Raw genomic sequence first — 23,648 nt, 5'->3', positions numbered from 1 at the left:
CTCAGGCGCCGGCCACGCCCATGGCCGGATCGCTCACCGTGTGCGCGCCGGTCTCGACGCGGCCGGCGAAGCGGCGGTAGAACGCCGGATCGCTGGAACAGGTGACGGCAAAGTCATACCACTGGCCGCTGGCCGCCAGGCTCCAATTGCGCGTGGCCTTGCCCCCGCCCGCGACCTCCAGCGCCAACGGCGCGTCCTGCCGGTAGGCCTGCGGCGTCACGGTGAAGGTGCAGGCGTTGGCGCCGGTGTTGAGGAACTCGGCGTAGACCTCGCCATTGGCAATGTCGTAGCAGACCCGGATCTCGGGCAGCGAACCGCTGGCGGCGATGCGGTGGGTGTCGCCCTTGAAATGGCGGTGATAGCCGTTCGGGCCCAGCACCCACAGGTCGTACCTGCCCAGGTTGTCCAGCAACGCGTTCCAGGTGTCGGACAGGGTCTTGCCGGCCTCGACCGCGTAGCGGCGCGGCAGCCGGTCCAGGTGATAGCGGTCGTAGACGTGGAACACCGCGCCCTGCGTGCCCGTGTTGGCGAACACCAGTTCCACCGTGCCGGCCGCGGCGCAGCGCGCGCTGGTGTGCAGTTCGTAGGGCAGCGCGCGCGACGGGCGCGTGCCGCTGGCCTGCAGCGGCAATTGCATGTCGGTGGGCAGCGGCATCTGCGGCAGGGCTTCCTGCGCGCTGCGCAACTGGTCGGCGGCCGCGCGCGTGGCGCGCCCGGCCAGCGTCGGCAGCGCTTCGGCGTTGGGCGTCTTGAAGTTGAAGGCGCTGGTCAGGTCGCCGCAGACCGCGCGGCGAAACGGGCTGATGTTGGGCTCGGCCACACCGAAGCGCGCCTCCAGGAAACGCAACACCGAGGTGTGGTCGAACACCTGCGAGTTGACCCAGCCGCCGCGGCTCCAGGGCGAGATCACGAACATCGGCACGCGCGGGCCGGGGCCGTAGACGCGGCCGTCCTTGGTCGCCGGCTGGGTCGTGCTGCCGGCGGGCGAGGCGTGCGTGAAGTACTCGAACGCCATGTCGGCATCGGCCAGCGTGGTCTTGCCGGCCGGGTTGCCGCCGGCATCGCGCGACGGCGCGGACGGCGACGGCACATGGTCGAAGTAGCCATCGTTCTCGTCGAAATTCACCAGCAGCACCGTCTTGCTCCAGACCTCGGGCACGGCGGTCAGCGCATCCAGCACTTCCTGCAGGAACCAGGCGCCCTGCACGGGGCTGGACGGGCCCGGGTGTTCGCAATAGATGGACGGCGCATTCATCCAGCTCACCTGCGGCAAGCGGCCTTCGCGGATGTCGCGCCTGAAGGCGTCCAGGTAGTTCTCGGGCGCGGCGCCCGGCAGCGTGTTGGCCACGCCCTTGTAGAGCGGATTGGCGGCGTTGTCCGTGGCCGGATCGTAGGCCTTGTACGGCAGCGCCTGGCCGGTGTTGGCATAGGGCACGCCGGGCTCGCCGCCGCTGGACACCGGATAGCCGGAATTCACGTTGGCCTGGCGGAACGCGCGGAACGCGCCCAGCATGTTGTCGCCCCATTCATCGGGCATGTTCTGGTACGAGATCCAACTGACGCCCGCCTGTTCCAAGCGCTCGGCGTAGGTGGTCCAGGTGTAGCCCTTGTTGACGTTGGCCGGCAGGCCGTCGATCCAGTCCCACTCGTTGTTGACGAAGGCGGTGTTGGTGGGCACGGCGCCGTTGGTGCCGGTCAGGTGGAACGAACGGTTGGCGTCGGTGCCGGTGTGCATCGAACAATGGTAGGCGTCGCACAGGGTGAAGGCGTTGGCGAGCGCGAACTGGAACGGGATCTCGCTTTCCTTGAAGTAGCCCATGGAGATATCGTTCTTGTGCGTGGGCCATTGCGCCATGCGGCCGCCGTCCCAGGCCTTCTGGCTGTCGTCCCAACTGTGCGGCGTGCCGGCCGCGCGCTGCGCGTTGTGGCTGCTGCCGTCGATATGGAACGGCGTCAGCACGGCGCCGTTGGCGCGCTGCTGCTGCCAGACCTCGCGGCCGTTGGCCAGCGGGATGGTGAAGCGATCGCCGAAACCGCGCACGCCCTTGAGCGTGCCAAAGTAGTGATCGAACGAGCGGTTCTCCTGCATCAGGATGATCACATGCTCGACATCCTTGATGGTGCCGGTGGCGTTGTTGGCGGGAATGGCGAGGGCGCGGCGGATGCTGGGGGGAAATGCGGCGAGCGCGGCGGCGGCAAAGCCCGCGCCGGCGGCGGTCTGGAGAAAGTTGCGGCGGGAGGTCATCGGGTGGATTTGGAAAGAGGAGCACCAACCTTGCCGCGAAGCATCGGCAAGACCCCAGCGAGTCTAGGAATGCGAAGTGACAGCGCCGTGAAAGCGGACGCGTCGAAGCGGGCCGCGGCGCGTGCGCGCGGCCTCAGTGTGTGTCCAGATGCGTCAGCGCGAGGTCAGCGCGCCGCGCGGCTGAAGCGCTGTTCGACCACCACGCCGCCCCATTGCGTGCCCTCGGCTTCCTGTGTCAGCACGAAGCCGGCCGACTCATACAGGTGGCGCGCGGCGTCCAGGCCCTTGAAGGTCCACAGATACGTTTCGTCAATGTCGAGCGCGTCGACGAAGGCCATGGCGCGCGCCAGCAGGGCCCGCCCCACGCCCATGCCGCGCAGCGATTCATCGACAATGAACCAGCGCAGATGCGCCGTGCGCGCCGCGAGGTCACTGTCGATGGCGATGGAGGCCAGCGTGCGGTTGCCGTCGGTGTAGCGCCACAGGTTCTTGCCCGGCGCGGGCAGGCTCTCCGCGAAGGCCGCCAGCCCCGTCGCCACCAGGCGCTCGAACACCACGCCAAAGCCGGCGGCCTGGGCGTAGTAGCGCGCGTGCAGGCCGGCCACGTCGCCGATACAGCCGGGCGCGTAGCCTTCCTGGATCTGCGACTCGATCGCGTCGCTGGCCTGCGCGGCGCGGGTGTTGGGGTTTTCGCGCGACAAGGCGTCGGCGTACAACGACAGGTAGCGCACCAGGATCTCCTGGTCGGGCGGCGCCAGTTGCCGCAAGGCGCGCGACACCTGCTCGGTGGCGAACTGATCGATGCGGCTGCGCAGGTCCTGGCCGGCTGGCGTCAGCGACAGGCGCGAGGCGCGCGCGTCGCCGCTGTCGGTCTCTCTCGCCACCAGGCCGGCCGCCTCCAGCTTGGCGACCTGGCGGCTGGTGTTGGACTTGTCCAGCCGCAGCACCAGCGCCAGGTCGCGCGCCTGGATGCCCGGCTGCAGGCCGATCTCGATGATGGCGTGGACCGCCGACGGCGCCAGCTCGCTGCCGGCCAGCGATGGCCGCATGAAGCCCAGTTCTCGCACCAGCTTGCGCGAGAATTCCCGCAGGTCGCGGATGGTCTGTTCCCGGGAGCGGGTGGGAAAATCGATAAGATCCATGATGACGCGTCCTGAAGTTGCGGGTCGCAACCAATTTACTTGCGAATCGCAACCAAAACAAGCCCTGCCCCATGAAAATTCAATTGCTGTCCGATCTGCACCTGGAGTCCGACCCCACTTTCGTCGCACACCCGACGGCGGGCGCGGACCTGCTGGTGCTGGCGGGCGACATCGGCTCGTACCAACCGCGCTCCAGACTGACGGCGGACGATTTCGGCCTGGGCCGCTATTCGCCTCGCCACGGCTGGCCGACGCCGGTGGTCTATGTGCCGGGCAACCATGAATACGACAACCTCGATTTCGATGAAACCCACGACCGGCTGCGCACGCTGTGCGAGGCGCTGGGGATCCATTGGCTCGAGCGCGAGACCCTGGTGCTCGACGGCGTGCGGCTGGTGGGCACCACGCTGTGGACCGACTTCGACGCGCTGGCCGCGCCGGGCGACACGCTGACGCAGGCGCTGGCCAAGCGGGGCAAGGCCTTCCGCGCCGCCGATTTCTATCTGGAGAAAGCGCGGATGCGGCGCCACGGCGCCCCCTTCATGGCCGAGCAGATGCGCGAACAGGGCCTGGCCTGTCAGGCCTGGCTGGAGGCGGCGCTGCGCGCGCCGTTCGACGGCCCGACGGTGGCCATCACCCATTTCGCGCCAAGCCTGGCCAGCGCCGATCCACGCTACGGCGTGACGCCGGGCACCGCCGGATTCTGCAACGCGCTCGACCACCTGCTGCCGCTGGCCGACATGTGGCTGCACGGCCACCTGCACTGCCCGCTGGACTACGAGAAGGAAGGCTGCCGCGTGGTCGCCAATCCGCTGGGCTACGCCCGCAAGGGCGAGCAGGAGGGCTACCTGCCCGACGCGTTGTGGGAAGTGCGGGACAGGCGCGGCGCGTAGGCCGGGATCGCGGCGGCGTTCAGCCGGCCGCGGTATCGAGTTCGGCCAGCACCTGCCGGGCGACCTCGTCGAGCGAGCGCCGGCAGTCCATGGCAACGCGCTGCAATTGATCGTGCGCGGCCTGTTCGCTCAGGCCATGGCGGCTGACCAGCAGCCACTTGGCGCGCTCGACCCGCCGTCGCTCCTCCAGCGCGCGGCGTGCCAGCGCCAGCGCGTCGTCCGATTGCCGCAGGCGTTGCGCCTGATCGCGCATCAGGTCGAGGATGGAGCGTTCCATGGCCTCGCCCACGCCGTCCTGCGGCGGCACGTCGAGAATGCGGCCTTGCAACTGGAACAGCATCGCCGGCGTGTCGTCACTGGCGTGATCGGCGAAACGGCTGAGGAGCAGCCGATGGTTGTCCAGTTCGGCGCGGGTCTCGACGATGCGGCGATGGCATTGCAGGGTGAGTGCCTCGGCCAGCAGGCTTTCGACCGCGCGCATCGCGTCGATGCGTTCGGTGCATAGGCCGAACCACAGCTCGGCCAGGCCAGCATCAACGCGTTCGGCTTCGGAAGTCCGCAGCGCCATGTCGCGCATGCGCAGCACCGGGCCTGCGCCCTGCTCCACTCGCTCCCAGACGGCCAGCGCATCCGCGCCGGCGTATTGCGCGAAGCTGTCGAAGCAGCGCTTCTGCAGGTCCGCCAGCTCCAGCACGCGGGCCTTCTGCGCCTCGGTGAAGTAGCCGGTGGTGTAGCCCATGACGCCGTAGGCCCGTTCCTGGCCGCACAGTTCCTTGCCCTGCATGAAATTCAGCAACGCCACCAGCAGGCGCGTGACGCCCGCATCCAGCGACGAATCGGCGGCTTCGAACACCAGCGCGAACAGGCTGGCGATGAGCCGCGTGAATACCGCCCCGGCCTCTTGCGCCGCGACCCGGCGGTCGCGGATGGCGCGGCGCGTGCGCGGCAGTTCGTCGAGGCGGTACAGCGCGTACGCGATGCAGTTGAGCAGCCGCGCCTTGCCGGCGCTGCGGGTGGCATCCGGCTCCAGCCGGTCGAGGAAGCGGCGCACTTCCTCCTCCACCGCGCAGGCGTCGGAACTCAGGCCGGCCAGGGTCTGGCGCAGCGCGTCCTGGCCGCCGCACAGGTACAGGTTGGAAGAGCCGCGCTCCTTCTGCAGCACGTGCACCAGCTTGCTGACCAGGGTGGCCAGCTCGCAGGTGCTGGCCAGCGCCTCGAGCCCGTGCAACTCGCTGCGGCGGGCGGCCAGGAGAAAGCGCAGGGTCGAAGGCATGGCGTGCTGCGGCATGGCGGTCGCCCTCAAACCATTGCGGGCGGTTGGACTTCCACCGCATCGCCATTGAAACGCACGGGCCAGGCCCGCAGCGATTGATCGGGATACTCGACACAGGCGCCGTCGCGCAGACGGAAGTGCTGCTTGTAGAGCGGCGAGGCCACCACCAGTTCGCCGGCCAGGTGGCCGACGATGCCGCGGCCGATGACGTTGGCGCCGGATTTCGGGTCGCGGTTGTCGAGGGCGTAGAGCGTTTCGCCGGCAACGGCGGGCAAATAGAACAGGGCCACCTGGCGGCCGTCCACCAGCGCCACCACGCCGGAATCGGCTACCAGGTCGCGGCGGGTGCAGGCGGGGCGCCAAGACGCGGCGTCGGGCGTGGCGTCACGTGCGGTCTCCGGGCGCAGGGCAATCACGGCATTCGAGCGCATCAGGCAAGCTCCTCGGCGATGGGAATCACGCGCGCGGCCGGCGCGGGGCGCGGCTGGCCGCGCTCCTGCACGAAGCGGATATCCGGATCCGCCGCGGCGTCGTTGACGAAGGTGCGGAAACGCTTGAGCTTTTCCGGGTCGGACAAGGCATTGGCCCATTCGCATTCATAGCGGTCCACCACCAACTGCATCTGCGCCTCCAGTTCGGCGCCCAGCCCCAGACTGTCGTCGATGACCACGGCCTTCAGATAATCCAGGCCGCCTTCCAGCGACTCGCGCCAGACCGAGGTGCGCTGCAGCTTGTCGGCGGTGCGGATGTAGAACATCAGCAGGCGGTCGATGTAGCGGATCAGGGTGGCGTCATCCAGGTCCTGGGCGAACAGTTCGGCGTGGCGCGGCCGCATGCCGCCGTTGCCGCACACGTACAGATTCCAGCCGTTCTCGGTGGCGATGACGCCGATGTCCTTGCTTTGCGCCTCGGCGCATTCGCGGGTGCAGCCCGAGACCGCGAACTTGAGCTTGTGCGGCGCGCGCAGGCCCTTGTAGCGGTCTTCGATGCGCAGCGCCATGGCGACGCTGTCCTGCACGCCGTAGCGGCACCAGGTGCTGCCGACGCAGGACTTCACGGTGCGGGTGGACTTGCCGTAGGCGTGGCCGGTCTCGAAGCCGGCGGCGATCAGTTCGGCCCAGATGTCGGGCAGTTCGTGCAATTGCGCGCCGAACAGGTCGATGCGCTGGCCGCCGGTGATCTTGGTGTAGAGCTTGTATTTCTTGGCCACCGCGCCGATCGCGATCAGGCCGTCGGGCGTGACCTCGCCGCCCGGGATGCGCGGCACCACCGAATAGGTGCCGTTCTTCTGCATGTTGGCCATGAAGGTGTCGTTCGTGTCCTGCAGCGGCACCAGATGAGGATCCTGGATCGGGCGATTCCAGCACGAGGCCAGGATCGACGCCACGGTGGGCTTGCACAGGTCGCAGCCGACGTGGCCGCGGCCGTGGCGCGCCAGCAGTTCCTCGAATGATTCGATGCCCTGCACCCGCACGATGGCGTAGAGCTCCTGGCGGGTGTAGGCGAAGTGCTCGCACAGGCTCTTGTCCACCGCGACGCCGCGGCTCGCCAGTTCGTGTTCCACCACCTGCTTGAGCAGGGCCGCGCAGCCGCCGCAGCCGGTGGCGGCCTTGGTGCAGGCCTTGACGCCGGCGACGTCGGCGCAGCCGCCGTCCAGCGCGTCACAGATGGCGGCCTTGCTGACGTTGTGGCACGAACAGATGGTGGCGGTGGCCGGCAGCGCGGCCGCGCCCAGCATGGGCGCGGCCTGCCCGGCGGGCAGGATCAGGCTGGCCGGATCGGCCGGCGGCACGATGCCGTTCTGCGCGTATTGCAGCAGGGTGTCGTAGTAGCTGTTGTCGCCCACCAGCACCGCGCCCAATACGCGCTTGCCGTCGGCCGACACCACCAGGCGGCGGTACGAGGCGCCGGCCTCGTCAATGTAGCGATAGCTGCGCGCGCCCGGCGTGGCGCCGTGGGCATCGCCGATCGAGCCGACGTCCACGCCCAGCAGCTTGAGCTTGGTCGACATGTCGGCGCCGGCGAACGGCGCGCTGTCGTCGTCACAGAGGTCGGCGGCGGCCACGCGCGCCATCTGGTAGCCGGGCGCCACCAGGCCGAAGATGGCGCCGTCGAACGCGGCGCATTCGCCGATGGCGTAGATCGACGCATCGCTGCTGCGGCAATGGCCGTCGACGGCAATGCCGCCGCGTTCGGCCACGGTCAGTCCCGCCTGGCGCGCCAGGCCGTCGCGCGGCCGGATGCCGGCCGAGAACACGATCAGGTCGGTTTCCAGCGGCGCGCCTTCGGCGAACCGCATGCGGTAGCGGTATTGCGTGCCTTCCTTGATTTCCTGCGTGGCGCGCGACAGATGCACGCCCACGCCCAGCGCCTCGATGCGCGCCTTGAGCGCGGCGCCGCCGGCCTCGTCCAGTTGCACCGGCATCAGGCGCGGCGCGAACTCGACCACGTGCGCCTCCAGCCCGAGCGACTTGAGCGCGTTGGCGGCCTCCAGGCCCAGCAGGCCGCCGCCCACCACCACCCCGCGCCGGGCGCCATCGGCCGCCGCGCGGATCTGGTCCAGGTCATCGAGCGTGCGGTACACCAGGCGCGAGGCTCCTTCGGCGCCGGCGATCGGCGGCACGAAGGGATAGGAGCCGGTGGCCAGCACCAGCTTGTCGTAGCCATGGCTGCCCTCGGCCGTCACCACCTGCCGCGCGTGGCGGTCGATGCGCAGCACCGGCGTGCCCAGCCGCAGCGACAGGCCCGGCCGTTCATAGAACGCGGCGTCGCTCATGGCCATCGATTCGGCATCGCGCCCGCCGATGTATTCGGACAGGTGCACGCGATCGTAGGCGCGCCGGGTCTCTTCGCCGAACACCAGGATGCGGTAGCGCGCCAGCGCGCCACGCTCGATCAGTTGCTCGACGCAGTGATGGCCGACCATGCCGTTGCCGATGACGATCAGGGTCTGCATGGGGGTCGTGGAGGTCGCTGTGCTCATAGGCTATCCAGGCTGGGCCGTTCGGGTTTCAAAAGACAAACGGCGCCCGGGACTGGTGGGTCCGGGCGCCGTTGCCTGCAATGCTCGCGTTGTCTGGCCGGACACGGGCCCGGTATGGCAAACAAAGCAATAAGCATGCCATCGCGCTGGCGCCCGCGCGGCAGCGCGCCGGCGCGTCCACCGCGCACCCAAACGGTTCGAAGGCGCACCAATGCGGTGCGGCCGCGCACCACCGCGCGCGCCGCCTGTCGGCGCGGGGCGAGGTCCGACAGCGGCGGCCGACTGGCATGGAACTTGCATCGACAGGACATCGACCCGGCCACGCCGGGAACCAGGGCAATGGCGCCCTGCCCGCCCGGCCACTGGCCGCGCAGGCAGGGCGCCTTCTTTTTTTGGAGCCGAGCATGAACGGCAACGCGCGCACCGTGGACACCGTCTGCCCCTACTGTGGCGTGGGCTGCGGCATGACCCTGCATGTGGAGCGCGAGCAGGTGGTGAAGATCACCGGCAACCGCGAGCATCCCAGCAACTTCGGCCGCCTCTGCACCAAGGGCTCCTCGGCCCACATCGCCCTGCGCCAATCCGGCCGGCTGGAGCACGCCTATGCGCGCGACCGGCGCGGCCAGGACCTGGCGCCAAGGCCGATGGCGCAGGCCCTGCGCGAGACCGCCCGCCGGCTGCGCGCCGTCATCGATGCGCACGGGCCGGACGCGGTGTCGCTGTACGTGTCCGGACAGATGTCGATCGAGGCCCAGTACCTGGCCAACAAGCTGGCCAAAGGCTTCATCGGCACCAACAACATCGAGTCGAATTCGCGGCTGTGCATGGCCAGCGCCGGCAGCGGCTACAAGTTGTCGCTGGGCGCCGACGGCCCGCCCGGCTCGTACCAGGACATCGACCGCGCCGACCTGTTCCTGGTGATCGGCGCCAACATGGCCGACTGCCATCCGATCCTGTACCTGCGCATGATGGATAGGGTCAGGGCCGGCGCCCGTTTGATCGTGGTCGATCCGCGCCGCACCACCACCGCCGAGAAGGCGCACCTGCACCTGAAGATCAAGCCGGGCACCGACCTGGCGCTGCTCAACGGCCTGCTGCATCTGCTGCATGAGGCCGGCAAGACCGACGCCGCCTTCATCGCCGCGCACACCGACGGCTGGGAGGCGATGCCGGACTTCCTGCGCGACTACGCGCCCGAGCGCGTCGAGGCGCTGACCGGCATCGCCGCCGCGCAACTGCGCCAGGCCGCCGACTGGATCGGCGCGGCGCCGGAATGGATGAGCTGCTGGACCATGGGGTTGAACCAGAGCACCCATGGCACCTGGAACACCAACGCGCTGTGCAATCTGCACCTGGCCACCGGCCGCATCTGCCGGCCGGGCAGCGGGCCGTTCTCGCTGACCGGCCAGCCCAATGCCATGGGCGGGCGCGAGATGGGCTACATGGGCCCCGGCCTGCCGGGCCAGCGCAGTGTGCTGTCGGCCGCCGACCGCGCCTTTGTCGAGACGCGCTGGGGCGTGCCGGCCGGCACGCTGCATGCGCGGCTGGGGCAAGGCACCATCGACCTGTTCCAGCGCATGGCGGCGGGCGAGATCAAGGCCTGCTGGATCATCTGCACCAATCCGGTGGCCAGCGTCGCCAACCGCGCCAACGTGCTGGCCGGGCTGCGCGCCGCGGAACTGGTGATCGCGCAGGACGCCTACCTGGACACCGAGACCAATCGCCATGCCGACATCCTCCTGCCCGGCGCGCTGTGGGCCGAGGCCGACGGCGTGATGATCAATTCCGAGCGCACCCTGACGCTGATGCCGCGCGCCGTGCCGCCGCCCGGCGACGCGCTGCCCGACTGGCGCATCATCGCCGCCGTGGCCGGCGAGATGGGCTACGGCCACGCGTTCCAGTACGCCAGCGCGGCCGAGGTGTTCGACGAGATCGCCGGCTTTTCCAACCCCGCCACCGGCTACGACCTGCGCGGCGCCAGCCATGCGCGATTGCGCGAGACGCCGCTGCAATGGCCCTGTGCGCGCGCCGACGGTCCGGACCGCAATCCGATCCGCTATCTCAACGACGGCGTCAGCCAGCCGTGGCGCGAAGAGGAGAATGGCGCGCGGCCGCGCCTGGCGTTCGCCACCGCCAATGGCCGCGCGCAATTCCACGCGCGGCCGCATGTCGATCCGGCCGAGCTGCCCGACGCCGACTATCCCATGGTGCTCAACACCGGACGCCTGCAGCACCAATGGCATACGCTGACCAAGACCGGCAAGGTGCCGATGCTGAACAAGCTCAATCCCGCGCCGTTCGTGGAGATCCATCCCGATGACGCGACTGCGCTCGGCATCGCCGCCGGCGACAGCGTCGAGATCCGTTCGCGGCGCGGGCGCGCGGTGCTGCCCGCCGTCGTCACCGACCGTGTCCGGCCCGGCAACTGCTTCGCCCCCATGCACTGGAACGACGTGTATGGCGAGGCGTTGTGCATCAACGCTGTCACCAGCGACGCCATCGATCCATTGTCGCAGCAGCCTGAACTGAAGTTCTGCGCGGTGGCGCTGTGCCGCGTGTCAGCGCCTGCCGACAGGACGACGGCCGCCGAACCACCCGCCGTGTCGGCAGGCCGCGCCGCGCTGGCCGAGGCCATGGCTGCGCCGCTGGGGCTGGCAAGCGGCGCCGGCGAAGCCGCCATCCGCGTCATCGGCCCGCGTCCGCGCGTGACGCTGCTGTGGGCCTCGCAGACCGGCAATGCCGAATCGCTGGTGGAACGCAGCGCCGCCGCGCTGGCCGCCGCCGGTTTCGCGCTGCGCACCGCCTGCATGGCGGACTGCGCGGTCGACGCCCTGGCGCGCGCCCCGTACCTGTTGCTGATCACCAGCACCTTCGGCGACGGCGAGGCGCCGGACAACGGCCAGGACCTGTGGCGCGCGCTGTCCGCCGCCGACGCGCCGCAACTGGCGTCGCTGCGCCACGCGGTGCTGGCCCTGGGCGACAGCAACTACGAGGCCTTTTGCGGCCACGGTCGCCGGCTCGACCGGCGGCTGGCGCAATTGGGCGCGCGGCCCTTGCTGGCGCGGGTCGATTGCGACACGGACTTCGAGGCGCCGGCCCAGGCCTGGCTGGAAAGCGCCATCGCCGCCATCCACGCCGCCGAGGCCGAACGACACGGCCATCCAGCGGGCGGCCTGATGCCGGATGACATCGCCGCGGCCCTCATGGCCGAGGCCTCGCCGGCCCAGGCGGCGCGACTCGCGCCCGCCATCGTGCCGACCATTGCGCCGCCGACGCCCGCCGACTCGCCGCCCGGCATGCGTCGCGCGCCGCCCTCCCGCAAGAGCCCGGCGCGCGCGCGCCTGGTGGGCAACCAGCGCCTGAACGCCCACGGCGACAAGGACACCCGCGCGCTGGCGCTGGACACCTCGGGCTCGGGGCTGGCCTACCAGGCCGGCGACGCGCTGGGCGTGTGGCCGGTGAACTGTCCCGAGCTGGTGGAGGAGCTGCTGGCGCAGACGGGCCTGTCGGGCGACGCCGTGGCCAGCGTGCCGGGCGTCGGCGACATGCCGCTGGCCCAAGCGCTGTCCGCGCATTACGAAATCGCGCGCCCCGCGCCCGCCACGCTGGCGCTGATCGCGGAACACAGCCGCGACCCCGGGCTGCGGCAATTGCTGGCCGAGGAGCGCCGGGCCGACCTGCGCCAATGGCTATGGGGCAAGCAACTGGCCGACGTGCTGCACGCGTACCCAGTCAGGCTGCCGGCGCAGGCGTGGCTGGGCGCGCTCAAGCGCCTGCAACCGCGGCTGTACTCCATCGCGTCCAGCCCCAAGGCGCACCCCGGCGAGGTCCACCTGACGGTGTCCGCCGTGCGCTATGACAACGGCCGGCGCCAGCGCAAGGGCGTCTCGTCGACCTTCCTGGCCGACCGCGCGGGCGCCGCCGACGTGCCGGTCTTCGTGCAGGAGGCCAGCCACTTCCGGCCGCCACGGCAGGGCGACACGCCGATGATCATGGTCGGCCCCGGGACCGGCGTGGCGCCGTTCCGCGCCTTCCTGCAGGAACGGCGGGCGCGCGGCGATGGCGGCCGCAACTGGTTGTTTTTCGGCGAGCGGCACGCGGCCAGCGATTTCTACTATCGCGACGAATTGCAGGCGCTGCGCGATGACGGCCTGCTGACACGGCTGGACCTGGCGTTCTCGCGCGACCAGGCGGCCAAGGTCTACGTGCAGGACCGCATGCGCGAGCACGGCGCGCAGCTCTGGGCGTGGCTGCAGGAGGGCGCGCATTTCTATGTCTGCGGCGATGCCGAACGCATGGCCAAGGACGTGGACGCCATGCTCCGGCAGGTGGTGGCGGAACATGGCGGCCTGGACGCCGACGCGGCGGCAGCCTATGTGGCGCGGATGACGGCCGACAAGCGCTACCTGCGCGACGTGTATTGAGAAACAGGGGCCGGGCAGTCCGGTTGGGCGGCCCGGGCCGCGCCTGCGCGCAGGCGCGGCGGGCGGGGATCAGGGCGCCGGGTTGGGATGGCGCACGTGGATCTGGTCGATGGCCTGCAGCACCTCGGACGACAGTTCGACGTCGACGCTGTCGATGTTCTCCTTCAATTGCTGCAGGTTGGTCGCGCCGATCAGGTTGCTGGTGACGAACGGGCGCTGGTTGACCCAGGCCAGCGCCAGGTGCGTCGGCGAGATGCCGTGCTGGCGCGCCAGTTCGACGTACGCGCGGGTGGCGGCCTCGGCCTGCGGATTGCTGTAGCGCGTGAAGCGCGTGTACAGCGTCAGGCGCGCATTGGCGGGACGGGCGCCGTCCAGGTACTTGCCGCAGAGCATGCCCATGGCCAGCGGCGAATAGGCCAGCAGGCCCACGCCTTCGTGGTGGCTGAATTCGGACAGGCCGATCTCGTAGACGCGGTTGAGCAGGCTGTAGGCGTTCTGGATCGAGGCGATGCGCGGCAGGCCGAGATTGTCGGAGGCCTTCAGGAACTGCGACACGCCCCACGGCGTTTCGTTGGAGACGCCCACGTGGCGCACCTTGCCGGCGCGAACGAAGTCCTGCAGCACCGACAGGGTCTCCTCGATCGGCACGGTATGGTCGTCCTTGACCCACGGATACGACAACTGGCCGAAGGTGGCGGTGGTGCGGTCGGGCCAGTGCAACTGGTACAGGTCCAGGTAGTCCGTCTGCAGGCGCTTGAGGCTGGCGTCCAGCGCCTCGGTCAGGTTCTTGCGGTCCAGGAAGGTCTTGCCGTCGCGAATGTGGCCGGGACGCTTGGGATCGCGCACCGGGCCGGCCACCTTGCTGGCCAGCACGATGTCCTGGCGGCGCTTGCTGCGCGCCAGCCAGGTGCCGATGTAGGTTTCGGTCAGGCCCTGGGTTTCGGGCTTGGGCGGCACCGGGTACATTTCAGCCACGTCGACCAGGTTGACGCCGCGCTCGAGCGCGTAGTCCAGTTGCTGGTGGGCCTCGGCTTCGGTGTTCTGCTCGCCCCAGGTCATGGTGCCCAGGCCGATGAGGCTGACGTCCAGGTCGGTACGGCCGAGTTTGCGGTATTTCAAGTTCTGCTCCGTGCGGAATCTCTGAAGGGAACGATTACCTTACCGCAACTCGGTTGGCGTTTTGCTGACGAGGCCGCGCCGTTGGCCCACCCTGTGGACGCCGCCCCCCGCCGCCGCCCGCGTCAGGCGATGGCCTGGCGCACCCAGGCGATCACGTCGCCATGGACCGGCGCCCAGCCCAGCTCGCGGCGCGCCTTGCCCGCCCGCACCCGGCTGTTGGAACCGAGCGCGTAGGCGCCCAGGTCCTTGCCCCAGTAGGCCACCGCCTGCGCCGGATCCCAGGCCTGGGCCGGCCCCAATCCCAGCGCCTGGCCGATGGCGCCAACCAGGTCGACGAAGGCCGCCTCGCCGTTCTCGACGAAATAGAAACTGCCGGCCGGCGCCTTGTCCAGAGCCAGCCGGTACAGCGCCGCCACGTCGGCGACGTGCACGTTGGACCAGCGGTTCAGGCCGCGGCCGACGTGGCGCGCGACGCCGCTTTCGCGGGCCTGCGCCACCAGCGGCGGAATCTGCACGCTTTCGGCGCGCGGCCCCTCGGTCGAGCCGTAGATCAGGCTGTGGCACAGCACCACGCTGCGCACGCCAGGCGCGCTGGCCAGGATCAGGTCATTGATGGCGATGCGCGCGGCCTTGCCCGGCACCGGCGCCACCGGCGTGGTCTCGTCGAACACAGCGTCGGACGGCTCGCCCAGCGCGTCGTCGGCGACCAGGCTGCTGCCACTGGTGTGGATGAACACCTTGCCGCTGCCGGCCAGCGCGCCCAGCAAGGCCTCGACGGCGCCACGGTGGTCGCTGTCAGCCGCGTTGATGACGGCGTCGGCGGCGCGCGCCTCGGCCGCCAGCAGCGCCGCGTCGTCCAATGTGCCCAGCACCGGTTCGATGCCGAAACCGCGCAGCTCGGCGGCGCGCTCGGGGTTGCGGATCAGGCCGCGGACCTCATGGCCGGCCTTGACCATCGAGGTAGCGACCGCGCCGCCGATGAATCCGCTGGCGCCGGTGATGAATAGCTTCATGGTGCTTGCTCCTTGTGTTGATAGGCCGCGAACGGCTCAGGCGGCCGTGGTTCCCGCTTGCGGGGCCGGCACGCCGCCGCCATGGAACTGCGGCAGCACGTGCTCGGCGATCTCGTGCAGCGTGTCGGCCAGGGGCCGCTGGTTGCGCCGCAGGTGCAGGCCGATGTGCTGCACGCCCGCGGAGCGCAGCGCATGAAGTTCCCGCGCCAGCGCGTGGCGGCCCGCCTGCGCGCCGAAGCGAAAGCGCCGCAGCGGCGCGTCCGGGTCCTCGGCCAGGTCCAGGTGGATGAAACTGGCATAGGGTTTGCCGCCGGCCACCTGGCGCCAGGCGGCGCTGCGCCGCGCATGGTCGTCGGGCGCGCCGGGATAGGCCAGGCAGGCATCCATGTGCGCACCGATCCAGGCCGGCGTCTGCTGCGCCAGGCCCGCCACCAGCAGCGGCGGCGCCGGCGCCCGCGGCAGCACCTCCAGGCCATCGGGCAGGCTGCCGAGGGCGCCTTGGCGCAGCAGCGCCACCTGTTCGCGGAAAGCGGCGCCGCGATTGGGAAAATCGCGGCCGAACAGCGGATACTCCACCGGCCGATCGCCGCTGGCCACGCCCAGCAGCAGGCGGTTGCCGCTCAGCCGCTGCACGCTGGCGGCGGACTTGAGCGTCAGCAGCGGCTCGCGCAGCGGCAGCACCACCGCGGCGGTGCCCAGCAGGATGTCGCGCGTGACGCCCGCTAGGTAACCCAGGTAGGTGAAGATCTCGAACACCTGGCCGGCGTCGCCGAAGGCCGGGTCGTACAGCGGCACGTCGCGCACCCACAGGGCGCGAAAGCCGAGCCGGTCGGCCAGCACGGCCAGGTCGGCGTGGCGTTGCAGGTCCGGCTCGCCGGGCAGGCGACCGGCCTGGCGCCGCGCCTGCTCGCCGGCGGCGGTCCAGTCGTTGTCCAGGGGCGCTTCCAGGCCGATGCTGAAGCCGCCCGCGGTCAGGCTCGAAAGCGCGTTGTCCATGGCGCGCCTCAGTCCCAGGCCGCGGCCAAGCCGTCGGGGCTCACTTCGCGGCCGTTGCGTTCCAGCGCGGCGATCTGCGCCATGTCGGCGTCGGTCAGGCGCAGGTCGCGGGCCAGCAGGTTGCTCGCCAGGTTCTCGCGCTTGGTGGACGACGGGATCACGGCGAAGCCGCGCTGCAGCGCCCAGGCCAGCGCCACCTGCGCCGGCGTGGCGTTGTGGCGCCGCGCGATCTGGCCGATCACGGGGTCCTTGAGCACCTTGCCGTAGGCCAGCGTCATGTACGACGTGACGTGGATGCCCTGTTCGTTCAGGAAGTCCACCAGCTTGCGGTTCTGCAGATACGGGCTGAGCTCGATCTGGTTGGTGGCGATCGCTTCCTTGCCGACGGCGGCGATGGCTTCGCGGGTCTCGGCGATGGGGAAGTTGGAAATGCCGATCTGGCGCGTCAGGCCCTGCTCGCGGGCGTCCATCAGGCCGGCCATCATCTCGGCGATGGCCACGCCGTTGCCGGGCGCGGGCCAGTGGATCAGGGTCAGGTCGACGTAGTCGGTGCGCAGCTTGGCCAGGCTGTCCTTCAGGCTGGGCACCAGCTTGGCGCGGCCATAGTTCGGCACCCAGATCTTGGTGGTCACGAACAGGTCGGCGCGGGCGACGCCGCTGGCCTCGATGGCCTGGCCTACTTCGGCTTCGTTTTCATAGATCTGGGCGGTGTCGACGGCGCGGTAGCCGACGTCCAGCGCGTTGCGCACGGAATCGATGACGACCTGGCCCTGCAGGCGGAAGGTGCCGACGCCAAAAGACGGAATGCTCATGTAAAACTCCCGGTAGGTGTTGGAATGCACCCAGTGTGCCCGCGAGATCCTTGCGGAATAAGCCCTGTATCGGCGAAAGACTTTTGATATAACGTCAAATATGAAAACGACCCTCGACGAAATGCAGGTCTTTATCGCCATCGTGGACTGCGGTTCGATCACCGCCGCCGCCGATGCGCTGCAGCAGACCATTTCCGCCACCAGCCGCACCATGACGCGGCTGGAGGAAAAGCTGCAGACCACACTGATGCGCCGCACCACCCGGCGGCTGGAACTGACCGAGGAAGGCAGCGCCTACCTGGAGCAGGCCCGCAAGATCATCGCCGCGGTCGAAGAGACCGAGGAACAGATGCGCGCGCGCCGCAACCAGCCGGCCGGGCGGCTGCGGGTCGACGCCGCCTCGCCCTTCATGCTGCACGTGATCGTTCCGCTGGTGCCGGGCTACCGCAAGCGCTATCCCAAGGTCGAGCTGGAACTGAACAGCAACGAGGGCAACATCGACCTGCTGGAACGCCGCACCGACCTGGCGCTGCGCATCGGCAGCCTGAAGGATTCGTCGCTGCACGCGGTGCCTATCGGCCGCAGCCGCGTGCGGGTGCTGGCCAGTCCCGGCTACCTGGCGGCGCACGGCACGCCCAAGCGGGTAGCCGATCTGCGCGAGCACACCCTGCTCGGCTTCTCGCAACTGGAATCGTTGAACGAATGGCCGCTGGAGGACGCCGACGGCCAACCGCTGCACATCCAGCCGTCGATCCGCTCGTTCAGCGGCGAAACGCTGCGGCAACTGGCGCTGAACGACGCCGGCATCGTCTGCCTTTCCGACTTCATGACGCGCGCCGACCGCCAGTCCGGCGCGCTGCGCCAGCTTTTCCCGCGCCAGACGCTGGACGTGCGCCAGCCGGTCAACGCGGTCTATTACCGCAACACCGCGATCTCCTCGCGCATCAAGTCCTTCATCGACTACCTGGTCGAATCGCTGGGGCCTCGCGGCTTCGACGAGTGAGCGCCACCCACGCCGGGCTCGCGGCGGCGGCTCCGGCATAATGGCTGCCTGAACCGCAACCTCACGCATTACCCATGAAAAGCAGCTCCCCAGGCGGACTCGTCTACTCCACCGACGGCGGCCGGATGTGTCCGCAATGCCGCCGCCCGCTCGCCGATTGCCAGTGCAAGGCGGCGGCCCGGCCCGTGCCGGCGCCCGGCGGCGTGCGCGTCTCGCGCGAAACCAAGGGCCGCGGCGGCAAGGCCGTGACCGTGGTCAAGGGCCTGCCGCTGGACGACGGCGCCCTGGCCGCGCTGGGCAAGCAGTTGCGTACCGCCTGCGGCTCCGGCGGCACCGTCAAGGACGGCGTCATCGAGGTGCAGGGCGATCACTGCGACCGCATCCTGGCCGCGCTCGACAAACTCGGCCATCGCGCCAAGCGCGCCGGAGGTTGACCCTCATGATCCTGGACCCCGCCATCGTCGATAGCTGGCACGCCCACGTCTACTTCAACGCCGACAGCCGCGACGCGGCCTGGGCGCTGCGCGAACAGGCGCTGGACGCCTTCGGCGACAGCATCCAGATGGGCCGCTTCCACGAGCGCCCGGTCGGCCCGCACCCGCAATGGAGCTACCAGCTCGCCTTCGCGCCAGCCGCGTTGCCGCGCGTGCTCACCTGGCTGACGCTCAACCATGGCGCGCTGGACGTGTTCCTGCATCCGAACACCGGCGAGTCGCTGCGCGACCACCGCGACTGCGCGGTGTGGATCGGCCGCAGCCACACGCTGAACCTGGCGGCGCTCGGCGGTTGAACGCCGCACCAGCCTTGCGCGGCGCGCCGGCCGCGCCCGCTTCCGTGAGACTGCACCCGACATGAACCTGCACTACCGCCCAGCCCATCCCGACGACGCCGCCGCCTGCATCGACCTGCGCGGCCGCACCCGCGAGAACGCCTTCTCCGCCGAAGACCTGCGCGCGCTCGGCATCACCTATGAAAGCTGGAGCGGCGGCATCCGCGACGGCTCGCTGCCCGGCGTGGTGGCGCTGGCGGACGGCGAGCTGGCCGGCTACTGCTTCGGCGATCGCGACAGCGGCGAGATCGTGGTGCTGGCGCTGCTGCCGGCCTACGAGGGCCGCGGCATCGGCAGCGAGCTGCTGGGCAAGGTCATGCGGACGCTGCGCGGGCTCGGCCATGAGCGCCTGTTCCTGAGTTGCGCGGCCGATCCCCGAGTGCGGTCCCACGGCTTCTACCGGCGCCTGGGCTGGACCCCCACGGGCGAGATCGACGCGGCCGGTGATGAAGTGCTGGCCTACCGATTCGACCCGGACGCGTCGGCGGCGTAGCGCGCACGCGGTTCAATCCGCGTCAGGCAAGTCGCCCTGGGGCGTCCGCAGGTACCGCCCCGGCGTCATGCCGAAGGCGCGCTTGAACATGGCGATGAAATTGCCGGGCGTGGCATAGCCCAGCGCGTCGGCCACCTGCGCCACCGGCTGGCCCGCGCTCAGGCGCTCCAGCGCATGGATCAGGCGCAGTTGCTGGCGCCACTGCGCGAAGCCCAATCCCGTTTCCTCGCGGAAAAGGCGCTGCGCGGTGCGCGGCGCCAGCCCGGCCTGCGCGGCCAGAACTTCCAGCGGCCGATTGTCGGCCGGGTTTTCCGCCAGGACTTGCGCCAGTCGGGCCAGCCGGCGGTCGCGCGGCCACGGCAGGTGCAAACGCTCGCGCGGCGCCGCCCCGATCTCGTCGAGCAGCACGGCCGCGAAGCGCGCGCGCGCCGGGTCCAGCGCCAGCTTGTCCGGCCAATCGGCCGCGCGCAGCACCATGGCGCGCAACACCCCGTCCACCCCCAGCACGCAGGGCGCCACCGGCAACGCCGCGGCGGCCTGCGGATGCACCAGTGCCACCCAGCCGCTGGCCGCCCCGGCCACGCTGACCCGATGCCGCAGCCCCGGCGGGATCCAGCCCGCGCGCTGCGGCGGCAGCAGCCACGAGCCGGCCTCGGTGCGCACCCGCATCGCGCCGCTGTCCACCCCGAACAACTGCCCGCGGGCATGGGCATGCCAATCGTATTCGCGCGAGCCCAGGCGGAATTCGCTGCCGGGCGCGTCGGCGCCATGGAACACGCACACGGCCGGGCCGTCGAGCAATTCGCTGTAGTCGGGCGCGGGGGCGGCGGTCTGGCGGGTTCGCATCATTTGTTGGCGCGCCGGCATTACCGGCGCGGGCGCGCTTGCGCGCAAGCTGTGGGGGTGCCGGCAACGCCGGCTTGCTTCGAGGACATTATGCAGAATCTCCACGTTTCCATCATCGGCGCCGGCCTGGGCGGCCTGTGCCTGGCGCAGGGGCTGGCGCGCGCCGGCATCGATTTCGACGTCTACGAGCGCGACGCGCGCACCGACAGCCGGGTGCAGGGCTACCGCCTGCGCATCGACGCCACGGGCCAGGCGGCGCTGGCGCACTGCCTGCCGCCGGACCTGTACGCCCTGTTCCAGCAAAGCTGCTCGACCCACGACCGCCCCGGCGCCATGCTCGACGCGCAACTGCGGCCGCTGCCGCAACGCGCCTCGGCCACGTGGCGCCTGGACGACGCCGACACCCCGCCCGACCGCTCGGCGCACCGGCAGACGCTGCGCGAAATCCTGCTGGCCGGCCTGGACGGGCGCGTGCATTTCGGCCACGGCTGCGCGGGCATGGATGACAGCGGCCCGCGCCTGGAAGGCATCCGCGCGCGGCCCGGCACGCTGGTGGTGGCCGCCGACGGCGTGCACTCGGCGCTGCGGCGCCAGCACCTGCCGCAAGCGGCGCCCGAGGACAGCGGCACGGTGACGATCTTCGGAATGGCGCCGGCCGGCTGCCTCACGCCCGATGGCCTGCCGCCGGCCCTGCGCGACGGCGCCGGCGTGGTGTTCGGCGCCGGCTACGCGCTGGTGCTGGACGCCATGAAACTGGCGGCGCTGCCGTCCCTGGCGCAACGCCTCGCGCCAGGTTGCACGCTGACGGCCGTGCCCGGCTACCAGTACTGGGCCATCATCGGCGAGCGCCGCGCGGTGCTGGGCGCGGACGACGCCGCGATCAGCGCGAGCCAGCGGGACGACACCGCGACGGGCGCGCGCTGGCAGCAAGCCGCGCAGCGCCTGCTGGCGCCGGTGCATCCCGCGCTGGCCGCCATGGTGGCCGCCAGCGATCCGCGCGGCATCGCGCTCAAGACCGTCTACCAGGCGCCGCCCCTGCCGCGATGGACGCAAGCCGGGCTGACGTTCCTGGGCGACGCGGTGCATGCGATGAGCCCGGCGGGCGGCCTGGGCGCCAACACCGCCCTGGCCGATGCGCAATCGCTGGCGACGCGGCTGGCGCAGGTGTGCAAAGGCCTGCCGCTGGGGCAGGCCTTGCAAGACTATGAAGCGGATCTGCGCGCTCGCGGCGACCGGGCCGTCCAGCGATCGGCCGAGGCCGCCGCCCGCGTCACCGGCAGGGGCTAGGGCCTGCTCGCGCGAGAAGCAACGCCGCGCAGGCCCGCAACCCCGCCACCTCAGGGCTCGGCCGGCGCCTGCTCCAGCGCGGGCGCCTTGCGCGCCTTGCGCAGGAACGACACCAGTTGCCACACCACGGCCGCGCCGATCAGCGCCAGCAGCGTGCCGCTGATCGGCCGCGTCAGGAAGATGCTGAACTCGCCGCGGCTGAGCAGCATGGCGCGGCGGAAGTTCTCTTCCAGCATCGGGCCGAGGATGAAGCCCAGCATCAGCGGCGCGGCTTCCATGCCCAGGCGCAGGAACAGGTAGCCGATCAGGCCGAAGATCGCCGTGATGTAGATGTCGTCCAGGTTGTTGTTGATGCTGAACGTGCCGATGCAGCAGAAGAACAGGATCGCCGGGAACAGCACCGTGTACGGAATCTTGAACACCGACAGCCAGTAGCGCACCAGCGGCACGTTCAGGATCAGCAGGAAGCAGTTGCCCACCCACATGCTGGCCACCAGGCCCCAGAACAGGTCGGGGTGGGTGCCGATCATGTTGGGGCCGGGCTGGATGCCCTTGACGATGAACGCGGCCAGCATCAGCGCCATGACGGCGTTCTCGGGGATGCCGATGGCCATCAGCGGGATGAAGCTGGTGCGCGCGGCCGCTTCGTCGGCCGCCGCCTGGCCCGCGACGCCCTCGATGGCGCCGCTGCCGATCTCGTGGCGGTACTTGCTGAAGCGCTTATCGGCCGCGTAGGCGGCGAACTGCGCGATGGTCGGGCCGCCGCCGGGGAGGATGCCCAGCACCGAACCGACCACGCTGCCGCGCAGCGCGCTGGGCAGGATGCGCTTGAACTCGGGCCACGTCGGGATCAGCTTGATCTTGCCGTTGAACGGCGTCAGCGTGTTGCGGTTATCCAGGTTCTTGACGATCTCGGCGATGCCGAAGCAGCCCAGCGCGATGCTGATCAGGCCCACGCCGTCCTGCAGGAAGGCCAGATCCATGGTGTAGCGCGCCACGCCGCTGTTGACGTCGGTGCCGATCACGCCCAGCAGGATGCCGATCATGGCCATCGCCAGGCCATTGAGCAGGCTGCCGCTGCTGACGAAGCTGACGCAGAAAAAGCCCAGCAGCATCAGCGCGCAGTAGTCGGCCGGGCCAAACAGCAGACCGACTTCGCCCAGCGCCGGCGCCATCGTCGACAGCACCACGATCGCCACGGTGCCGCCGATGAAGCTCGACACGCCCGCGGTGAACAAGGCCAGGCCGGTCTTGCCCTTCAGGTTCATCTGATACCCGTCGATGCAGGCGACGATACTGCTCGCATGCGGGATCTTCATGGTGATCGCGCTGACGCTGTCGCCGTACTGCGCGCCGTAGTAGATGCCGGCGAGCATGATCAGCGCGCCGCCGGTGGGAATGGAATAGGTCAGCGGCAGCAGCAGGCTGATGGTCGACAGCGGGCCCAGGCCCGGCAGCAGGCCGACCAGCGTGCCGACCACGCAGCCGATGGCGCAATACATCAGGTTCTGCAGCGTCAGCGCGTGCTCGAACCCGAACGCGAGGTTGTTGAACATCTCCATCATGGCGTCTCTCCCCTCAGAACAGCGGCAGGTTCAGGCCGAGCAGGTTGCGGAAGGCGAACGCCACCGCAATCAGGCCCAGCGAGATCTTGACGTTGCGCACCAGCGAATACGAGGTGCCCGCCAAGGTCGAGCAGAACACCAGGAAGACGATGCCGACGATCATGTTGATCAGGCCGGACACCACCGCGAAGCCGCACAGGCTCAGCATGATGATGGCGATGTTCTTGATGCTGTAGCTCAGCGGCACGGGCGGCACGAAGCGCGAACGCACCACCGAGATCACCCCGATCACGCCCAGCAGCGAGCTGACCATGAGCGGGAACAGGCCAGGCCCCGACCGGCTGAACGAACCCAGTTGATACTTCAACGCCGCCAGCCCGAACAGCAGGGCGAAGGCGATCATGAAGAGCCCCGCGACAAAGTTTCTATTGCCAAAGTACATAAGACGCGCCCTCCCAGGCATTGCGTTTTTTTCGCTTGTTATTGCCACCCGGCTTCTCGAACCGGTCTGGTTACCCGCCTGTCTTCCCGCTGAAAATTTCGGTGCTGCGGACGAGTTCGGCAGATAGTAGAGAGCGACACTTCCAATCTGCTTTCGCTTTTTGCGCCGGAACGCGTGAATGCGTTATCGCTTTCCCGTAGGTCCAGCGACATGAAGCTGACTGATTCCTGAATTGATGTCAAAATGAAGACGGCCCGCGGCCTCACCCCCTATTTCGAGAGAC

Annotated in this window: 19 protein-coding genes; 7 read left to right on the top strand and 12 right to left on the bottom strand. The window is 69.8% G+C overall.

Translation table 11 applies throughout. The annotated features are described in order from the left end of the window. Nucleotide 1: 1 nt before the first annotated feature. Nucleotides 2-2,245, bottom strand: coding sequence for a phosphocholine-specific phospholipase C (locus tag SB816_RS06595; protein WP_410546668.1), 2,244 nt, complete (start codon nucleotides 2,243-2,245; stop codon nucleotides 2-4). A gap of 164 nt (nucleotides 2,246-2,409) precedes the next feature. Beyond that, complete coding sequence (locus SB816_RS06590; protein WP_054500844.1) at nucleotides 2,410-3,387, bottom strand: GNAT family N-acetyltransferase; 978 nt, start codon at nucleotides 3,385-3,387, stop codon at nucleotides 2,410-2,412. Nucleotides 3,388-3,458: 71 nt separating this feature from the next. On the opposite strand from SB816_RS06590, the gene SB816_RS06585 reads away from it, so the two are divergent. Continuing rightward, entirely contained in the window at nucleotides 3,459-4,280 is an 822-nt protein-coding gene (locus SB816_RS06585; protein WP_269872216.1) for a metallophosphoesterase, read from the top strand. Between the two features lie 19 nt (nucleotides 4,281-4,299). Here SB816_RS06585 and SB816_RS06580 read toward each other — a convergent pair whose 3' ends face one another. Genes SB816_RS06580 through nirB form a run of 3 tightly spaced genes read right to left on the bottom strand, consistent with a single transcriptional unit; the run spans nucleotide 4,300 to nucleotide 8,536 of the window. Next, complete coding sequence (locus tag SB816_RS06580) at nucleotides 4,300-5,553, bottom strand: nitrate regulatory protein (RefSeq protein WP_343719100.1); 1,254 nt, start codon at nucleotides 5,551-5,553, stop codon at nucleotides 4,300-4,302. A 26-nt stretch (nucleotides 5,554-5,579) separates the two neighbouring features. Continuing rightward, entirely contained in the window at nucleotides 5,580-5,984 is a 405-nt protein-coding gene (gene nirD / locus SB816_RS06575; RefSeq protein WP_410546667.1) for a nitrite reductase small subunit NirD, read from the bottom strand. Further along, complete coding sequence (gene nirB / locus SB816_RS06570; protein ID WP_410546666.1) at nucleotides 5,984-8,536, bottom strand: nitrite reductase large subunit NirB; 2,553 nt, start codon at nucleotides 8,534-8,536, stop codon at nucleotides 5,984-5,986. Before nirB ends, nirD begins: the two co-directional genes overlap by 1 nt. 404 nt (nucleotides 8,537-8,940) lie before the next feature. Between nirB and SB816_RS06565 the strand changes: the two genes are divergently transcribed. Further along, nucleotides 8,941-12,960, top strand: coding sequence for a molybdopterin-dependent oxidoreductase (locus tag SB816_RS06565; protein WP_410546665.1), 4,020 nt, complete (start codon nucleotides 8,941-8,943; stop codon nucleotides 12,958-12,960). Between the two features lie 69 nt (nucleotides 12,961-13,029). Here the strand turns inward: SB816_RS06565 and SB816_RS06560 are convergent, their stop codons facing one another. The 4 genes from SB816_RS06560 to dkgB form a co-directional block, all read right to left on the bottom strand. Further along, entirely contained in the window at nucleotides 13,030-14,079 is a 1,050-nt protein-coding gene (locus SB816_RS06560) for an NADP(H)-dependent aldo-keto reductase (protein ID WP_410546664.1), read from the bottom strand. 122 nt (nucleotides 14,080-14,201) lie between these two features. After that, entirely contained in the window at nucleotides 14,202-15,092 is an 891-nt protein-coding gene (locus SB816_RS06555; RefSeq protein ID WP_410546663.1) for an NAD-dependent epimerase/dehydratase family protein, read from the bottom strand. Between the two features lie 36 nt (nucleotides 15,093-15,128). Next, nucleotides 15,129-16,088 (bottom strand): TIGR03571 family LLM class oxidoreductase, encoded by a 960-nt coding sequence (locus SB816_RS06550; protein ID WP_175188964.1) that lies wholly within the window; start codon nucleotides 16,086-16,088, stop codon nucleotides 15,129-15,131. A gap of 8 nt (nucleotides 16,089-16,096) precedes the next feature. Next, nucleotides 16,097-16,900 carry a 2,5-didehydrogluconate reductase DkgB gene (dkgB, locus tag SB816_RS06545; protein ID WP_006387341.1) on the bottom strand — a complete coding sequence of 268 codons (804 nt, stop codon included), beginning with the start codon at nucleotides 16,898-16,900 and terminating at the stop codon, nucleotides 16,097-16,099. Nucleotides 16,901-17,000: 100 nt separating this feature from the next. On the opposite strand from dkgB, the gene SB816_RS06540 reads away from it, so the two are divergent. The 4 genes from SB816_RS06540 (at nucleotide 17,001) to SB816_RS06525 (ending at nucleotide 19,225) form a co-directional block, all read left to right on the top strand. Continuing rightward, nucleotides 17,001-17,903, top strand: a complete 903-nt coding sequence (locus SB816_RS06540; RefSeq protein WP_054415251.1) for a LysR family transcriptional regulator — start codon at nucleotides 17,001-17,003, stop codon at nucleotides 17,901-17,903. Between the two features lie 74 nt (nucleotides 17,904-17,977). Continuing rightward, nucleotides 17,978-18,337, top strand: coding sequence for a translation initiation factor Sui1 (locus tag SB816_RS06535; RefSeq protein ID WP_144655431.1), 360 nt, complete (start codon nucleotides 17,978-17,980; stop codon nucleotides 18,335-18,337). A 5-nt stretch (nucleotides 18,338-18,342) separates the two neighbouring features. Next, entirely contained in the window at nucleotides 18,343-18,693 is a 351-nt protein-coding gene (locus SB816_RS06530; RefSeq protein ID WP_064527734.1) for a DOPA 4,5-dioxygenase family protein, read from the top strand. A 61-nt stretch (nucleotides 18,694-18,754) separates the two neighbouring features. Next, nucleotides 18,755-19,225 (top strand): GNAT family N-acetyltransferase, encoded by a 471-nt coding sequence (locus SB816_RS06525; protein WP_175188966.1) that lies wholly within the window; start codon nucleotides 18,755-18,757, stop codon nucleotides 19,223-19,225. A gap of 12 nt (nucleotides 19,226-19,237) precedes the next feature. On the opposite strand, the gene SB816_RS06520 is transcribed toward SB816_RS06525, so the two are convergent. Next, complete coding sequence (locus SB816_RS06520; RefSeq protein ID WP_410546712.1) at nucleotides 19,238-20,071, bottom strand: AraC family transcriptional regulator; 834 nt, start codon at nucleotides 20,069-20,071, stop codon at nucleotides 19,238-19,240. A 90-nt stretch (nucleotides 20,072-20,161) separates the two neighbouring features. On the opposite strand from SB816_RS06520, the gene SB816_RS06515 reads away from it, so the two are divergent. Further along, on the top strand, nucleotides 20,162-21,358 hold the full coding sequence (locus SB816_RS06515; RefSeq protein ID WP_410546662.1) for an FAD-dependent oxidoreductase: 1,197 nt from the start codon (nucleotides 20,162-20,164) through the stop codon (nucleotides 21,356-21,358). Nucleotides 21,359-21,408: 50 nt separating this feature from the next. Here SB816_RS06515 and SB816_RS06510 read toward each other — a convergent pair whose 3' ends face one another. Further along, the gene (locus SB816_RS06510) at nucleotides 21,409-22,920 is read right to left on the bottom strand and encodes a tripartite tricarboxylate transporter permease (RefSeq protein ID WP_054415478.1); all 1,512 of its coding nucleotides are present in this window, start codon (nucleotides 22,918-22,920) and stop codon (nucleotides 21,409-21,411) included. Nucleotides 22,921-22,936: 16 nt separating this feature from the next. Beyond that, nucleotides 22,937-23,365, bottom strand: a complete 429-nt coding sequence (locus SB816_RS06505) for a tripartite tricarboxylate transporter TctB family protein (protein WP_054500832.1) — start codon at nucleotides 23,363-23,365, stop codon at nucleotides 22,937-22,939. Nucleotides 23,366-23,648: the final 283 nt, after the last annotated feature.

Origin of the sequence: Achromobacter sp. SIMBA_011 (genome assembly GCF_046535435.1) — a bacterium.
GTDB classification, from domain to species: Bacteria; Pseudomonadota; Gammaproteobacteria; order Burkholderiales; family Burkholderiaceae_B; genus Achromobacter; species Achromobacter dolens.
The sequence above is the reverse complement of the archived record's forward strand: the minus strand, read 5'-3'. Positions and strand labels throughout refer to the sequence as shown.

Coding starts and splice junctions, on each gene's coding strand:
- SB816_RS06530 (WP_064527734.1), top strand. CDS start 18,343: ATGATCCTGGACCCCGCCATCGTCGATAGCTGGCACGCCCACGTCTAC.
- SB816_RS06585 (WP_269872216.1), top strand. CDS start 3,459: ATGAAAATTCAATTGCTGTCCGATCTGCACCTGGAGTCCGACCCCACT.
- SB816_RS06595 (WP_410546668.1), bottom strand. CDS start 2,245: ATGACCTCCCGCCGCAACTTTCTCCAGACCGCCGCCGGCGCGGGCTTT.
- SB816_RS06550 (WP_175188964.1), bottom strand. CDS start 16,088: ATGGACAACGCGCTTTCGAGCCTGACCGCGGGCGGCTTCAGCATCGGC.
- SB816_RS06590 (WP_054500844.1), bottom strand. CDS start 3,387: ATGGATCTTATCGATTTTCCCACCCGCTCCCGGGAACAGACCATCCGC.
- SB816_RS06565 (WP_410546665.1), top strand. CDS start 8,941: ATGAACGGCAACGCGCGCACCGTGGACACCGTCTGCCCCTACTGTGGC.
- SB816_RS06520 (WP_410546712.1), bottom strand. CDS start 20,071: ATGCGAACCCGCCAGACCGCCGCCCCCGCGCCCGACTACAGCGAATTG.
- SB816_RS06540 (WP_054415251.1), top strand. CDS start 17,001: ATGAAAACGACCCTCGACGAAATGCAGGTCTTTATCGCCATCGTGGAC.
- nirD (WP_410546667.1), bottom strand. CDS start 5,984: ATGCGCTCGAATGCCGTGATTGCCCTGCGCCCGGAGACCGCACGTGAC.
- SB816_RS06510 (WP_054415478.1), bottom strand. CDS start 22,920: ATGGAGATGTTCAACAACCTCGCGTTCGGGTTCGAGCACGCGCTGACG.
- SB816_RS06505 (WP_054500832.1), bottom strand. CDS start 23,365: ATGTACTTTGGCAATAGAAACTTTGTCGCGGGGCTCTTCATGATCGCC.
- SB816_RS06580 (WP_343719100.1), bottom strand. CDS start 5,553: ATGCCTTCGACCCTGCGCTTTCTCCTGGCCGCCCGCCGCAGCGAGTTG.
- dkgB (WP_006387341.1), bottom strand. CDS start 16,900: ATGAGCATTCCGTCTTTTGGCGTCGGCACCTTCCGCCTGCAGGGCCAG.
- SB816_RS06555 (WP_410546663.1), bottom strand. CDS start 15,092: ATGAAGCTATTCATCACCGGCGCCAGCGGATTCATCGGCGGCGCGGTC.
- SB816_RS06515 (WP_410546662.1), top strand. CDS start 20,162: ATGCAGAATCTCCACGTTTCCATCATCGGCGCCGGCCTGGGCGGCCTG.
- nirB (WP_410546666.1), bottom strand. CDS start 8,536: ATGAGCACAGCGACCTCCACGACCCCCATGCAGACCCTGATCGTCATC.
- SB816_RS06535 (WP_144655431.1), top strand. CDS start 17,978: ATGAAAAGCAGCTCCCCAGGCGGACTCGTCTACTCCACCGACGGCGGC.
- SB816_RS06525 (WP_175188966.1), top strand. CDS start 18,755: ATGAACCTGCACTACCGCCCAGCCCATCCCGACGACGCCGCCGCCTGC.